The sequence below is a fragment of the Neorhizobium descurainiae genome, assembly GCF_051400715.1.
In the GTDB taxonomy this organism is placed as follows: domain Bacteria; phylum Pseudomonadota; class Alphaproteobacteria; order Rhizobiales; family Rhizobiaceae; genus Neorhizobium.
Map to the genome: position 1 here is coordinate 32,593 of NZ_JBLFFK010000021.1, position 14,463 is coordinate 47,055.

Genomic DNA, 14,463 nt, shown 5'->3' on the forward strand with positions numbered 1-14,463 from the left:
CTCCATAGCCCCGTAAGCCGGGGTCATCGATTCTTCTTCCGCGCTCAATCGCCGTGGGAAGAAATGCGGGGAGAGAGGTACTCAGCCTCCCTCTTCAACAAGGTTTCATATTCGGCCGTTCTGGGTTGCAGGTAACCTACGGGGCCGGCAATGGTCAGAGCCCCAGCCAGCCGGTTGCGGTCGTCCAACACTGGAACCGCGATCGCTAGCGCCTCGCCGGTGGCCTCACCGACACTGCTCGCGACTCCGGACGCGCGAATCTCGTCGATGGCGTTGCGGATCTCGTCGACAGATATCATCGTCTTGTCGGTCAAAGCTTCAAGACGGTCCTGAGCAAGGACGGAATCGGCAACGTGTGGCGGACTGAAGGCGAGGAGCACGCGGCCGGTAGCACCGACATGGAGCGGACGGATCTGACCTTCCTCGACTGCGTAGCGGACGCCGAACTTCGGCTCGCTCTTGGCAATCACCAAGCGTTGATTGCCGCGCACCACCGAAAAGAACACTGTCGCGTCGGCCCTGAGGGACAAGTCCTCGAGCCGGGGCCGAAGTAGCGAGATCATTGCCTCGTATTGCTGCTTGATCGTCCAACCTAAGCGATAGGCCTTGGCGCCCACTTCGAATGTCCCGGCCTGCTCGTTGATCACAAGATAGCCCGCTGCTTCGAGAGTCCCGACGTAGCGCAGAATGCGGCTGCGGGTCAGCCGAGTCCGTTTCATAAGGTCGGAAAAACGCAAGGGCTGCGTTCCATCGAAGGCATCCAGGATCTTCAGCGCCGCGAGAACGGCTGCAACGTAACGTTCGCTTTCTTTCATGTGTCTACTCTGTAGATGTTGTGTCTATTATTTCCACTTCGTTGAAGGTCGTCAATCCCTGAGCCGAAAATCCTTAAGAGAAGACTCAGGTGGACCTCGGCGACGGACTTCCTGCTCGGCCGGGCTTCGACCGGGAGCGGTGCGCTGGATCAGATCGTCGCCGGAGCGATGCCCGCCGAGGTTGACGACAAGGTTGCGGCAACCAAGCGACCGAAGCGCCTGATAGTCGTCGCCACCGGTAACGTCTCCGGCGCGATGGCCGCCGAGGTTCAACCGCTGAAAGATCGGTCACAAAGCGGAATGCGCTCATTATCGGCGGCTTCTCGCGGAAGGAACAATCGTCGCAATGGGTCATCAAGGTAGAGGGTGTTAACCGGCGCGTCGAAAATTGCGCATTTCCATGCCATGCAACCGCGCCGGCACCTTCGACCCGAAGCTGCTCGCCGAATATCAGCGCCGCTTCCGGATCTCGACGACAGGAAGGGCCTTGAGGGCTTCGAGGCCGGCAACTGCCTCAGCGAGAGATTCGTCGGTCAACGACGAGGGCGGCCTCACGCACAGAACACCTGACAATCCGCGCTGCTTCAGTCAGCTTGCGCCCCAAGCGTGGTATCCGGATAGCAGGATTCGGGCTGTTGTCATTCAGGGAAGGGGGCTATATTTCGCCGTTCTTTGCAGGCACTCCGGCCGCGTTTATTGCTGGTATTCTAAATAGCTCTAGCGCCAACTGAACGGCTCAATGTCGCGGTTTCGATCGGCAGGCTCTGGGTCGACGGTTGATCCGGTTCAGACCATCAGGGAGGCCGACTTTTCATCCCAAAACTCACCCCTATCCTTGTCAGCGCTCTATGAGCTCGGCCCGCTGAATGCTCAACCGCTGTGCCGTACGGAGCACCTCCTGCAGATGCGCCGCCATGGCGCTACTCGCCAGTTCCGGTTCCCGGTGTTCGATAGCCCGGACGATTTCCCAGTGTTGTGCCAGTAGTGTCCTCAAATGGGCGGGATCGGGAAGGCTGAGGTAACGGACCCGATCCATTTGCAGTTTCACTGTCTGGATCACACGCCAGCTCCTGGAGAGGCGTGCTTCCTCGCAGAAGCCCCTGTGAAAAGCTTCGTCCAGCTCGAGGAACAGGTCGCCCTCCCCGTCCGCCACGGCCAATTCTTGCCGGGCAAGATTAGCCTTGATGTCAACCACGAACTGTGCGGAACATTGGTGTGCCAATCGTTTGACAACCGCAACCTCAAGTGACTCCCGAATGAACTGGGCTTCCTCGACGTCGTGGATTCGGATTGGCGCCACAAAACTCCCGCGCTGCGGCAAGATGTCGATCAGTCCCTCATCGGCAAGGCGGATTAATGCTTCGCGCACGGGCGTCCGGCTGACGCCTAGCTGCAGTGACAGATCCTTTTCACTCAGCGCCTCGGATGGTAGCATCGCAAGCGTCGTTATGGCTCGGCGAAGCCGCTCATAAACCTGGGGGGCGATGGGCTGGCGGATGTTAATTGCTTCGAGCACCTCGTTTCCGGGTGAGACTACACCCTTCGCGCCAGAAGTTTCGTCTACCCCGCGTTTGGCTGCCATCATTCCCCCTTTTGCGCGACCATCTTCGCAAATCGCACATCTTTCCGAAGCAGTCTATCACAGTTGTTGACATGCTACCATGGTAGCATATACGTGAGCTCTCGGGAGAAGCAGGATGACTTCGCTATGCGGCGTTTGGAGACGGTCACTGAGCGGAATGTCAGCCAAAGGTGGCTGCGGTCGAATGTGCCGCCGATCCCGAGGTCAAGAGCGTGGCCTTGAACAGGAAGCTGGAGGAGAGAGCATCCATGAAAACTACCTATAACAGAACTGCGGCCGCCCTCGGGTTGGCGCTGCTTGCGAGTACAGCTGCTGCCGCGAGCGTCCGCGCTGAGGATGGAATTGCCGCCGGCGATACCAGCGGCAAGAAGATCGCATTCAGCAACTCCTATGCCGGAAACTCATTTCGTCAGGTGATGATCAAGAGCTTTCAGGATATGGGCGCAAAGGCTAAGGCCGATGGCAAGATCGGCGATACGACCGTCGTCAGCGCCAATAATTCCGTCACCGAGCAGGCTTCGCAGATCCAGAATTTTATCCTGCAAGGCTACGATGCGATCATCGTTCTGGCAGGCTCGGACACGGCACTCAACGGCGCTATCAAGGATGCCTGTGACGCAGGTATCGTTGTCGTTGCTTTCGCCAGTGGCGTGACCGAGCCCTGCGCTTACGTTGTTGACTATAATCTCGATTCCTACGCCAAGGCTGAGCTTGATTTCATCAAGGGAAAGCTGGGCGCCAAGCCGGCGAATATTCTCGAAATCCGCGGCATGGCCGGCGACGGCTTCGACAAGCGCCTGCATGACGGCGTCGTCAAGGCGATGGCCGAGCATCCCACCTACAAGAGCGTCGGGGAAGTCTATGGCCAGTGGACAGCCACGGTCGCTCAGAAGGAAGTATCCGGAATCCTGCCCTCCCTGCCGAAGGTCGATGCGGTCCTGACCCAGGGCGGCGACGGCTACGGCGCGGCGCAAGCTTTCAAGGCGGCAAAGCGGGAGCTTCCAATCATCATAATGGGCAATCGCCAGGATGAACTGGCGCTGTGGAAGCAGGAGCATGACGCGTCTGGTTACGAGACGTTCTCGCTTGGTGCAACACCCTCGGTTTCGCAGGTGGCGTTCTGGGTCGCCCAGCAGATCCTGGCTGGCAAGAAAGTGCCGAAATTCGTCGAGGTGCCTTTGCTACAGATCAATCAGCCCGATCTCGACGCCTGGCTGAAGACGGTGCCGGAAGGTGGAGTGGTCAACGCGCAGTACCCGCAGGATCTCGTTGCAAAGATCATCGATTCCAACATCAACAAAACTGCTCTTCCGGCCGTTCCAGCGCCGAAGTGAGAGTTGACAGATGAATGACCTTGCAACCCCCTTGTCGGCGCTGGCGGCCGCGGAAACACTGATCGATGTTCGTGACGTCCGTAAAAGCTACGGCGCCGTGCATGCGCTCGGCGGTGTCGATTTTCAGCTTCGCTCCGGCGAGGTGGTTGGCTTGGTCGGTCACAACGGTGCCGGAAAATCGACACTGATGAATGTCCTGTCGGGCGCCGTCCAGCGCACGGCGGGCAGTTTCCGCTATGGTGGAGACGACATCGAAATATGGAGCGCAGGTCGAGCCCAGTCGGGCGGCCTGCGCTGCATCTTCCAGGAGTTGTCCCTATGCGCGAACCTCTCCGCTGCGGAAAACACGCGCATCATCCACCGTCAGGTCCGAGGATTCGGCTGGCGTAGCCGCGCCCGAGGTCTGATCGTTAAGTCGCTTGATGAGATCTTTCCCGGCCACGGGATTGATCCAGACGTAAAGATCTCGGAGCTTTCGATCGGCTCGCGGCAGATGGTGGAAATTGCCCGTGCCTTCACCGAGACCGACATCGCCGTGCGCTGTGTGATCCTTGACGAGCCGACATCGTCGCTCGGACACCAGGCAACCGAACAGCTTTTGGCCTATATTCGCAAGGCAGCCTCAACGGGTGTCGCCTGTATCCTCATCACGCATCGATTGAACGAGATCATGGCGGTCTGCGACCGCGCCGTTGTCATGGTCGACGGCAAGATCGTCGCCGAGCGCCCCACCAAGGGCCTGTCGCGCTCTAACCTGGTCGAAATGATGGGTAGCATCGAGGCGACACGTGACCATAGTCAAGGTCAGAATTCGCGTGTCTTCGGCGAGCGGCAGATCGATCATGCGGGTGTTGATCCCGCCGACCGGCCGATCCAGGCGGCCGCCGGCGAGATCATCGGATTTGCCGGTCTTGACGGTCATGGTCAGCGGGAGAGATTGCGGGCCATCTTCACGGCCATTGAGAAGAGCGGCAAGATCCGCGCGGCTTATGTCGCAGGCGATCGCGGGCTGGAAGGCGTTTTCGGATTGTGGTCGGTCGCGGATAATCTGACGATACGCAGTCTCGATGCCTTGCAGAAATATGGGTTCGTATCCAGTACCGGAGCAAAAGATCTGGCCGAAAAATGGTCAGCGATGCTCAAGGTGAAGGCGCCGTCAATCGATACGCCGATCCTCGCTTTGAGCGGCGGCAATCAACAGAAGGTACTTTTCGCCCGGGCGCTCGCCTCCGATGCCGGGGTCATCTTCCTGGATGACCCGATGCGCGGCGTCGATGTCGGTACCAAGCAGGAGGTCTATCGGTTGATCCGCAGCGAAGCCGAGCGAGGCCGAACCTTCGTCTGGTACACGACGGAGATGGAAGAACTCATCAATTGCGACCGGCTCTATGTGTTCCGCGAGGGCAGGGCCGTGGAGGAGATCGACGGCGCAGACATTGATCATGGTCGCATCCTCGAAGCTTCGTTTGGAGGTGCAAATGGCTGATGTGATGATTTCACCCAATCCGGTCGGCCGTCCCGCATGGCTGACGGCGGCGTTGCAGGTTGGTCTGCCCGCCGTCACGCTTGTTCTCATGCTGGCAGTCATCTTCTGGATAAGGCCCTCGGCAATGAGCTATTTTGGCTTCACATTGCTCTTCAAGCTTGCGACACCGCTGGTGTTTGCAGCGCTCGCCCAGATGCTGATCATCATGCTTGGTGACATCGATCTCTCGAATGGCGCCTTTGTCGGTCTCACCACATGCATTACTGCACTGTATCTCGATGCCGCTCCGCTGTTTGCGATCATTCTCTTCCTTGTCACCATCGCCCTCTATGCAGGAATCGGCCTGCTCATCCATCTACGGCAGCTGCCCTCGATCATCGTGACGCTCGGCATGTCGTTTATCTGGCTCGGCACTGCCATCATCATCCTCCCATCGCCCGGCGGCTCGGCGCCGGCATGGCTGGCGGGATTCATGAACTGGCGTCCCCCATTCATCCCTTTACCGATCCTGCTTGCCGTTGTCGCCGCGGCGGTGGGCCACCTGGTCATCACGCGGTCATCCTACGGGGCCGTACTTCGCGGCGCCGGTGCCAATCCGCGTTCCATCGAGAGGGCCGGCTGGTCGACCACTCGCATCCGTGTGCTGGTTTATGGCGCAGCCGGCGTGCTCGCTTGCCTCGCCGGCGTGACATTGACTGGCCTTACGACATCGGGTGATCCCAACGTGGCGCCGGCCTATACCCTTCTTGGGGTCGGTGCGGTCATTCTTGGAGGCGGTTCGTTCAACGGCGGCATCGTCTCGCCGGTCGGCACCGTCATCGGCGCACTGACGCTCTCCCTTGCCGGGTCCCTGCTGAGCTTCCTGCAGGTGCCGCCGACCTGGCAGATCGGCGCGCAGGGCGGGATCCTTTTCCTGGTGCTGGCCGGGCGCGTACTCTTGTCGGAGAAAAAATGATGACGTCCCGTCTAACGCTTGCGCCCTGGACCTACGGCTTCATTGTCGCGCTCGCCATGTGGGTTGCCACCACCGCCTACGCAGGCCTCGGCAGCGCCGAGGCAACCTTGACCGCTGCCCTGACCTTCGGCGCCTTCAGCGTGTTGGTGGGCACCGGTCAGATGCTGGTCATCGCATCAGGTCCCGGCAACATCGATCTGTCGGTACCATCGGTACTGACGCTTGCAGCCTATGTGTCGATGACGGTGATGAAGGCCCAGGACGGCATGATCATTGCGGGGTTGATCGCGGCAGTCGCCGTGGGTGCCATTGCTGGTGTGCTCAACTTCCTTGCCATTACGCTGCTGCGGCTGCCACCGATTATCGCGACACTGGCGTGGAGTTTCGTATTCCAGTCCTTAGCATTCAATCTCGGCGGGGAGGCCACGCTGAAGCCGCCGGCTATGTTGTCCGCGTTCACGCAGTGGCGCGTCGAGGGCATCCCTTTCATGCCATTGGCCGTCATGCTCCTGACCGCCGTCACCATGCTTGTCCTTACGCGAGGCAGCTGGGGTCGCCGCCTTCTGGCCGTCGGTCAGAGCGAGCCTGCTGCGCGGCTGGCTGGCATTTCGGCGGGACGCGTCCGGCTTATCGCGTATAGCCTCTGTGGCGTTACCGGAGGCCTCGCGGGCTTCCTGTTGTCCGGCTTCTCGGGTGGCGCAGCGCTGAACATGGGCGACGTCTACCTTCTGGAATCAATTGCTGTCGTGGTGCTCGGCGGAACCAGCGTCGCGGGCGGTCAGGCGAATGCCGTCGGCATCTGGGGCGCCGCGCTCTTCTTCAACCTGATGGCGACAACGCTGAACACCTTTCAGATGCAGGCGGGCGTTCGTTTCGTGCTGACCGGTGCGTTAATCATTCTCATCGTGGCGATCGCGCCACGGCCGCGCGTTGCCTGACATGGACAAACTAACCGTTCTCTTTAGGCAAGACCGCTTCAATTTCATCGACCTGACCCATCCCATGAAGGAAGGGATGCCGGTCTGGCCGACCCACCCGGCATTCTGTCGTGAAGTGATTGAAAGCTACGACCGCGGTGATGTCGCCTGCAACCATTCGCTTTGCCTCAGCGAGCATTCCGGCACGCATTTCGATGCGCCCTTGCACTTTATAAAGGGTGCCAGCTCGATCGCCGAGATCTCCGTTGAACAATTCTTCGGCCGCATGGCCGTCATCGACGCACAAGATTGTGCCCCTTGCGAAGCCGTGGGGGTGGATCGAATTCTGAAATTCGAGGATCGCCACGGACCGATCGAGCCGGGAGACGCGGTGTTCTTCCATTTCGGCTGGGACCGCTATTGGAAGGATGCCGCGCAAGAGGATCGCTTTCTCAGGGATTGGCCGGGCCTATCGCAAGAAGCAAGCGAGTTCCTGCGGCAGAGGGGAGTTCGTATCGTCGGCTCGGACTGCCTTTCGATCGACTGCTACGGCAGTTCGACATTCCCCGCCCACAATATCCTTCTCGGCGGAAACATCCTGATTGGCGAAAACTTTGCCAATCTCGGGCAGCTGCCGCCCTACTGTTTTCTGACGGCACTACCTTTGGCAATCGCTGGCGGGTCGGGATCTCCAGCGAGAGCCATAGCAATCGTCGAATCCATAACGACAACCGGTGAAAGTCCTTCGGCCGTTCCGCAAGCCGAAATGAGCATAAGGGGGAAGGAATGAGACATACATGGCGCTGGTTCGGGCCCATCGACAAGGTCAGTGTTCGCGATGCGACCCAGGCAGGGGCTCAGGGTATCGTCAGCGCACTTCACCACGTGCCGACCGGAACGGCATGGACGGCGGCCGAGGTCGCCAAAAGACAATGCGAGATCCGAGCCGGCGGTCTGGATTGGGAGATCGTGGAAAGCATTCCGATATCCGAGAGCATCAAGACGATGTCGGGTGATTGGAAAGCCCATATCGAAGCCTGGAAGGAAAGCCTTCGCGTATTGGCAGGCGCTGGTATTTTCACCGTCTGCTACAACTTCATGCCGGTTCTCGACTGGACGCGGACCGATCTGCGCTGGGAAACGCCGAACGGCGCACGTACTATGCGCTTTGACCTGATCGATTTCGTGGCGTTTGACATCCATGTTCTTCGGCGGCCTGCCGCGACGTCGGACTATACGCCAAATGTGATCGCCCAAGCCGACGAGCGATACCGGTCCATGTCCGATAAGAAAAAGGGCGCGCTCTCACGTAATATTGGCGCTGGCCTTCCAGGTTCTTCCGATGGGTACAGCATCGACGAGCTGCGCGAAGCACTTTCGCGCTATGCCTTGATCGATGCCAGGACTTTGCGCGCCAACTTGATTGCGTTCCTGTCGGAAGTGGTGCCGGTGGCCGAAGAACTCGGGATGCGCCTGTGCGCCCATGGAGATGACCCCCCGTGGCCACTGCTTGGCCTGCCGCGGATCCTGTCGACCGAAGCGGACTATGTCGAGGTGCTCGAGGCCGTCGACAGCCCCGCTAACGGCGTGACATTCTGCACGGGATCGCTCGGCGTACGCACCGACAATGATCTACCAGCAATGGTCAGGCGTCTCGCATCGCGCATCCACTTCGTGCATCTGCGCAACGTTCGACGGGAAGATGAGACGACGCCTTGCTCCTTCTTCGAAGACGAGCATCTGGAGGGCAATACCGATATGGTGGCCGTCATTGCCGCCATCGTGGCGGAGGAGAACCGCCGGAAAGCAGAGGGTCGCACGGATCACCAGATCTTCATGCGCCCAGATCACGGCCAGGAAATCCTTGACGATCTGACGCGTGGCGCGCAGCCTGGTTATCCGGCCATCGGTCGGCTCAAGGGTCTGGCGGAACTTCGTGGGATCGAGAGAACCCTGTCGCACATGACTTACGGGCTGACCTGATCATGCAGCGATTGATGCAAAGGCATCTCTGCGATGAGCAGTCCGCGGAAGCGCGTTGCGCAACGATAGCCTCTTCCGCATTCTTAGATCCCAGGCTCTTTCCACGTGCCCTCACGGGCAATGCTGCATGGCGCGCCAAGGTCGATCGGCATCTGAAATCGATGCGGGTGGTTTGAGCCTCTTTTGATGACCTCCGACGGAGGTCCGACCTCAGAAGACAACTGCGGAGACAACATGGTCACGATATCGGTTCTGGAACCCCACAAGCTTGCCGTCGATTACCAAGACGTTCAGCCACCGGGCGAAGGTGAGATCGCTATCCGCGTCAGAAGGGCCGGAATCTGCGGCTCGGATATGCATATCCTTCACGGCTCCAATCCGTTCGTTAGCTATCCGCGTATTATCGGACACGAGTTCGCAGGCGTTGTCGCAGCGCTCGGTCGTGGCGTGTCCCATCTCGCGGTCGGCGATCATGTGGTCGCCGACCCGGTGATATCCTGCGGCAAATGTCATCCATGCCGCATTGGCCGCTCGAATGTTTGCTCCAAGCTGCAGGTCATTGGCGTTCACCGGGACGGTGGATTCCGGTCGGTCGCGATCGTTCCGCAAGAAAATGCTGTCAAGATATCGCCCTCGCTGGGGTTTGACGTTGCAGCGCTTGCTGAACCGCTGGCGGTCGCGGCGAACGTGCTGTGGCGCACTGAATGCAGCGCCGACGACGTTGTGATGATCTACGGCGCCGGTACTGTCGGTATCACGGTGCTTCAGGTCGCGAAGATGCGCGGCGCGCGCTGCATCATCGCCGATATCGACCCACAGCGCCTTGAGCGAGCCCTGGAGTATGGCGCCGATGGCGTCATCAATTCTCGGGAAAAGTCGGTTCCCGCGGAGGTCGCGGGCGAGATGAACGGGCTAGGTCCATCGATTGTCATAGATGGCGCCGGTATCCCCGCACTGCTCGATGAGGCGTGCCGAATAGCCGGCCCCGCTGGACGCATCGGCCTTCTCGGCTTTTCCGCCGCGCCGTGCAATGTCAGCCAGCAGGAAATCGTACGCAAGGAACTGAGCCTCATCGGTTCGCGTCTTAACAGACGATTCATTCCCGAGGTCGTGCAATGGCTCGAAACAGGCAAGCTGAAGCCCGCGGCGATGATCACCCAAACATTCGACGCGGCCGACGCTCGCAAGGCTTTCGATTTGGTCGAGAAGCACCCTGAGCAGACGCTCAAGGTGCAACTGGCATTCGATGACTGATCGGGTTTGCAGGGTCAGGAATATCTGTACGCCGGGACCATAATCATGGTCTGCCGACATCTCATCGCGGCAGCCGAGAACACCTGAGCCAAATCCACTCTTCGAGGAATGCACCTGAACTATATTTTTTCGCTCCCTGACCTCCGTGTATTGACCGTGGACGCATTGTCCACTATCCAGACATCATGTTCGCATAATGGAGGATGCAGAATGGTCGCAGCGCCGCAATTCTTCGGGGTCATCCCGCCAACCACAACTCCCTTCGACGCCAATGGCGATATCATTTTCGATCCGTTCAAGACCCAGATTCGCTTCATGCTGGATGCCGGCGTTCATGGCATCTGCGTCGGCGGTTCGTCGGCCGAAGGCCATACGCTGGAAATGTCCGAACTGCAGGCGCTGCTCGAGACCGCAGCGGAAACCCTGAACGGCAAGGCGCCGCTGATCGCCGGCGTCATCATCAATTCCACCCGCCAGGCGGTCGATCGCTGCAAGATGGCAAAGAAGGCCGGCTCGGTCGCGCTTCAGGTCACCCCGCCGCATTACGTCTTCCGTCCCTCGGATGACGCGATCGTCGACCACTTCAAGGCGATTGCCTGCGAAAGCGGCCTGCCGGTGCTGATCTACAACGTCGTGCCTTGGTGCTATCTGAGCCCTGCATTGCTGATCCGCATCATGAAGGAAGTGCCGGGCGTCATCGGCGTCAAGCAGAGCAATGGCGACCTGAAGCTCCTGGCCGATCTCTTGCAGGAGGTCCCGGAAGGCAAGCTGGTGTTCACCGCCGTCGACGCGCTGCTTTATCCGAGCTTTGCGCTTGGCGCGCATGGCACGATCGCGGCCAATCCGGCAGCGGCCCCTGCCGCCGTCGTCAAGCTGTGGGATCTCGTCCAGGCGGGTAACCATGTGGAGGCGCTTGCGCTGCACCGTAAGCTGCTCACCTTCTGGAACGCGCTGATCTGCGACGACCTGCCGGCCTGCATCAAATATGCCCAGTCGCTGCAGGGCGTTCCGCTCGCGCTGCCGCGCGCACCTATGCGGATGCCTGACGAAGCCCGCAAGCGCCGCATCGCAGACGCTTTCGCAGGTCTCGACGTCCCGTTCAAAATGGCGGCTTAACCGGGTAAATCAGCGAAGCCGACCCAAGGGCCTCCATCCCATCCTGTCCCCGTGCGTTGTGGCGGGAACAGCAGAACTTTCATGATCTAGCCTCAACAATGTTTCTGGGAGGAAAACAATGCTACAGCTACGTAGTCTCAAACTCATCGCTTCCACCGCGGCCATCATCGGAGCTATCGCTGGCAGCGCACTTTCGGCCGATCTTCGCGCCGGCACGAGCATGGCGGCAAACCATCCTTCAGCGATGGTCCTCAAGAAGCTTTCAGGGCTCGTGAAGGAACGAAGTGCGGGCAAGCTGAACATCAACGTTTACACCGACGGGACGCTCGGCAATGACGGGCAGATGCAGCAGCAGGTGCAGTCTGGCACGCAAGACATCTCGACCGCCAACGCGGCCGGCCTTGCCGCGCAGGTCAAGGAAATGGCCGTCGTCGAATTTCCTTTCCTCTACCGCAATTCGGACGAGTTCTATGCCGTGCTCGGCGGCGACATGGGCAAGGAACTGTCTGCGAAGCTCTACGAGAAGGGCTGGGTCGCGCTCGGTTTCTCCCATAACGGTTTCCGCCATGCCACGAACAGCAAGCGGCCCATCCAGAAGTGGGAAGACTTCAAGGGCTTAAAGGTTCGCGTCATCCCGAACGCGATGTATATCGACATGTTCTCTGCGCTCGGCGCCAATCCGACGCCAATGCCGGTCTCGGAAGTCTATGCCGCGCTTGAAACCGGCACGGTCGACGCGCAGGAAGCCCCCCTGGCGCAAATCAACGCGATGCGCATCTACGAAGTCCAGAAGTTCATCAGCATGACGGGCCATTCCGTCAATTCGGAAATCATCGTCATGAGCCGCAAGACCTATGACGCGATGTCGCCGGAAGACCAGAAGATCGTCGCCGCCGCCGGCAAGGATGCGGTCGAATGGAAGCGCAAGCAGTTCGTCGAAATGGAAGCAGGCCTCCTGAAAACCATCGAGGAGGGCGGCATGAAGTCCAACAAAGTCGACAGTGCCGAACTTGCCCGTATGGCCGAGCAGATGAAGCCGGTCATTGCCAAGCACTCGGAGTTGGCAGGCAAGGATTTCGCGGAACGTTACATCAAGGCGATCGAAACATCGCGTACCGGCAATTGATGGTGCCGTGGAGCCGGGGCATCCCTCCGGCTCCACATCCGGGAGATCGATTTGATGCACTACATCGACTGGCTTTTCCGCCTGCTTGAACTCATCCTCGTTGCCCTGCTTGCATGCATGGTTGTCACGGTGTTTGGCAATGTCGTCCTGAGATACGGGTTCAATTCGGGCATCACCCTTTCCGAAGAGCTTTCCCGTTTCGCCTTCATCTGGCTGGCCTTTCTCGGCACCGTCGTCGGGGTGCGCGACCGCGCCCATCTCGGCGCCGATTTCCTGGTCAGCGCGCTGCCGCCGGTCGGCAGGAAGATCTGCTTCGTCATCTGCTCGCTGCTGATCATCTGGGCCTGCTCGCTGATCTTCCTCGGCACGGTCCGCGGTCACTCGATCAACATGCAGAACTATTCGCCAGTGATGGGCATTCCGATGGAGTACGTCTACGCCTCGGCCTACGTGCTGAGCATTGGCGTCATCGCCCTGACGGTCGCCCGCCTCTATGAGTTTGCCAGGGGCCGGATCAGCAATGAAGAGCTGTTCTCGGTCGTCGATGTGGAAGAGGTGTTGGCGATCGAAGCCACTGTGCCCGGCAATGTAAGCGCCACTTCCCAAGAGAAAAATCCATGACGGTCATCGTCTTCGTATCCGCTCTCCTCGGCGCCATGGCGATCGGGCTGCCGATCGCGTTCGCGCTGCTGGTGACCGGCATCGCGCTGATGGTCTACCTCAACAATTTCGATGCCCAGATCATCGCGCAAAACCTGTTTACAGGGGCCGACAGCTTTCCGCTGATGGCCGTACCATTCTTCATGCTCGCCGGCGAGCTGATGAATGCAGGGGGGCTCTCCCGCCGTATCGTCGAGGCAGCGATGGCCTGGGTCGGTCACTGGCGTGGCGGCCTCGGTTACGTGGCAGTCATTGCCTCGGTCATCATGGCGTCTCTTTCGGGTTCTGCAGTGGCCGATACAGCAGCCATTGCCGCGCTGCTCATTCCGATGATGCGCAAGGCAAACTATAACATTCCCCGTTCGGCAGGACTTATTTCCGCAGGCGGCGTCATTGCCCCGGTCATTCCGCCGTCCATTGGCCTCGTGCTCTACGGGGTTTCGGGCAACGTTTCCATCCGCCAGCTTTTCCTCGCGGGTATCGTGCCCGGCATCCTGATGGGCATCGCGTTGATGGGGACCTGGTGGATCGTGGCGCGCCGCGACAAGGTCGCCACCACGCCGAAAGCGAGCTGGAACGAACGGTTGAACACCGTGGTCAACGGTTTCTGGGCCTTCCTCCTGCCATTCGTCATAATCGGTGGCTTGAAGATTGGTGTGTTCACGCCGACCGAGGCGGCTGTTGTCGCAGCCGTCTATGCCCTCGTCGTCGGTATGTTCGTTTATCGCGAACTGAAGATCAGCGACCTGTACCACGTCTTCCTTTCGGCCGCGAAAACGACTTCCGTCGTCATGTTCCTTGCAGCAACCGCTGTGGTTTCGGCCTGGCTCATTACTATCGCAAACGTGCCGGCTGAAGTCGGGAGTCTTCTTGAGCCCTTCATGGACAACAAGATCCTGCTGATGTTCGTCATCATGGTTCTCGTGGTGATCATCGGGACCGCGCTCGACTTCGTGCCAACGATCCTGATCCTCACACCGGTCCTTGTGCCGGTCATCAAGATGGCCGGTATCGATCCGGTCTATTTCGGGGTGCTGTTCATCATGAACAACGCGATCGGCCTTATCACGCCGCCGGTCGGCACGGTGCTCAATGTCGCCGCCGGTGTGGCGAAGGTCCCCTTGGGATCGGTCATCCGGGGAGTGATGCCATTCCTCATCGCCGAGATTCTCGTACTTTTTCTGCTGGTCCTGTTCCCGGAGCTTGTCACCGTGCCGCTCCAGTATTTGCGCTGA

At 59.6% G+C, this 14,463-nt stretch carries 13 protein-coding genes and 1 pseudogene; 12 read left to right on the forward strand and 2 right to left on the reverse strand.

Annotated elements, in window-relative coordinates:
• Positions 1–44 precede the first annotated feature (44 nt).
• Entirely contained in the window at positions 45–815 is a 771-nt protein-coding gene (locus ACMGE0_RS26735) for an IclR family transcriptional regulator (protein WP_436818925.1), read from the reverse strand.
• 327 nt (positions 816–1,142) lie between these two features.
• Here ACMGE0_RS26735 and ACMGE0_RS26740 point away from each other — a divergent pair.
• Positions 1,143–1,278, forward strand: a pseudogene (locus ACMGE0_RS26740) (transposase); the annotation flags it as partial.
• 375 nt (positions 1,279–1,653) lie between these two features.
• On the opposite strand, the gene ACMGE0_RS26745 reads toward ACMGE0_RS26740, so the two are convergent.
• Complete coding sequence (locus ACMGE0_RS26745; RefSeq protein ID WP_436818926.1) at positions 1,654–2,397, reverse strand: GntR family transcriptional regulator; 744 nt, start codon at positions 2,395–2,397, stop codon at positions 1,654–1,656.
• Between the two features lie 248 nt (positions 2,398–2,645).
• Between ACMGE0_RS26745 and ACMGE0_RS26750 the strand changes: the two genes are divergently transcribed.
• The 11 genes from ACMGE0_RS26750 to ACMGE0_RS26800 all read left to right on the forward strand — a co-directional run bounded on the left by ACMGE0_RS26750 (position 2,646) and on the right by ACMGE0_RS26800 (position 14,463).
• A complete protein-coding gene (locus ACMGE0_RS26750) occupies positions 2,646–3,731 on the forward strand; it encodes an ABC transporter substrate-binding protein (RefSeq protein ID WP_436818927.1) in 1,086 nt (361 codons plus the stop codon).
• Positions 3,732–3,762: 31 nt separating this feature from the next.
• Positions 3,763–5,217 (forward strand): sugar ABC transporter ATP-binding protein, encoded by a 1,455-nt coding sequence (locus ACMGE0_RS26755; protein WP_436818928.1) that lies wholly within the window; start codon positions 3,763–3,765, stop codon positions 5,215–5,217.
• Between the two features lie 4 nt (positions 5,218–5,221).
• Positions 5,222–6,172, forward strand: a complete 951-nt coding sequence (locus ACMGE0_RS26760) for an ABC transporter permease (RefSeq protein ID WP_436818988.1) — start codon at positions 5,222–5,224, stop codon at positions 6,170–6,172.
• Entirely contained in the window at positions 6,169–7,110 is a 942-nt protein-coding gene (locus ACMGE0_RS26765; protein WP_436818929.1) for an ABC transporter permease, read from the forward strand. Before ACMGE0_RS26760 ends, ACMGE0_RS26765 begins: the two co-directional genes overlap by 4 nt.
• Position 7,111: 1 nt before the next feature.
• Positions 7,112–7,879 (forward strand): cyclase family protein, encoded by a 768-nt coding sequence (locus ACMGE0_RS26770; protein WP_436818930.1) that lies wholly within the window; start codon positions 7,112–7,114, stop codon positions 7,877–7,879.
• A complete protein-coding gene (gene uxuA / locus ACMGE0_RS26775; RefSeq protein ID WP_436818931.1) occupies positions 7,876–9,072 on the forward strand; it encodes a mannonate dehydratase in 1,197 nt (398 codons plus the stop codon). Before ACMGE0_RS26770 ends, uxuA begins: the two co-directional genes overlap by 4 nt.
• Before the next feature lie 234 nt (positions 9,073–9,306).
• Complete coding sequence (locus tag ACMGE0_RS26780; RefSeq protein ID WP_436818932.1) at positions 9,307–10,326, forward strand: Zn-dependent oxidoreductase; 1,020 nt, start codon at positions 9,307–9,309, stop codon at positions 10,324–10,326.
• A gap of 210 nt (positions 10,327–10,536) precedes the next feature.
• Positions 10,537–11,442, forward strand: a complete 906-nt coding sequence (locus tag ACMGE0_RS26785; protein WP_436818933.1) for a dihydrodipicolinate synthase family protein — start codon at positions 10,537–10,539, stop codon at positions 11,440–11,442.
• Between the two features lie 118 nt (positions 11,443–11,560).
• Positions 11,561–12,568, forward strand: a complete 1,008-nt coding sequence (locus tag ACMGE0_RS26790; protein WP_436818934.1) for a DctP family TRAP transporter solute-binding subunit — start codon at positions 11,561–11,563, stop codon at positions 12,566–12,568.
• A gap of 54 nt (positions 12,569–12,622) precedes the next feature.
• Positions 12,623–13,189 (forward strand): TRAP transporter small permease, encoded by a 567-nt coding sequence (locus tag ACMGE0_RS26795; protein WP_436818935.1) that lies wholly within the window; start codon positions 12,623–12,625, stop codon positions 13,187–13,189.
• Complete coding sequence (locus ACMGE0_RS26800; RefSeq protein ID WP_436818936.1) at positions 13,186–14,463, forward strand: TRAP transporter large permease subunit; 1,278 nt, start codon at positions 13,186–13,188, stop codon at positions 14,461–14,463. The genes ACMGE0_RS26795 and ACMGE0_RS26800 overlap by 4 nt, the downstream gene beginning before the upstream one ends.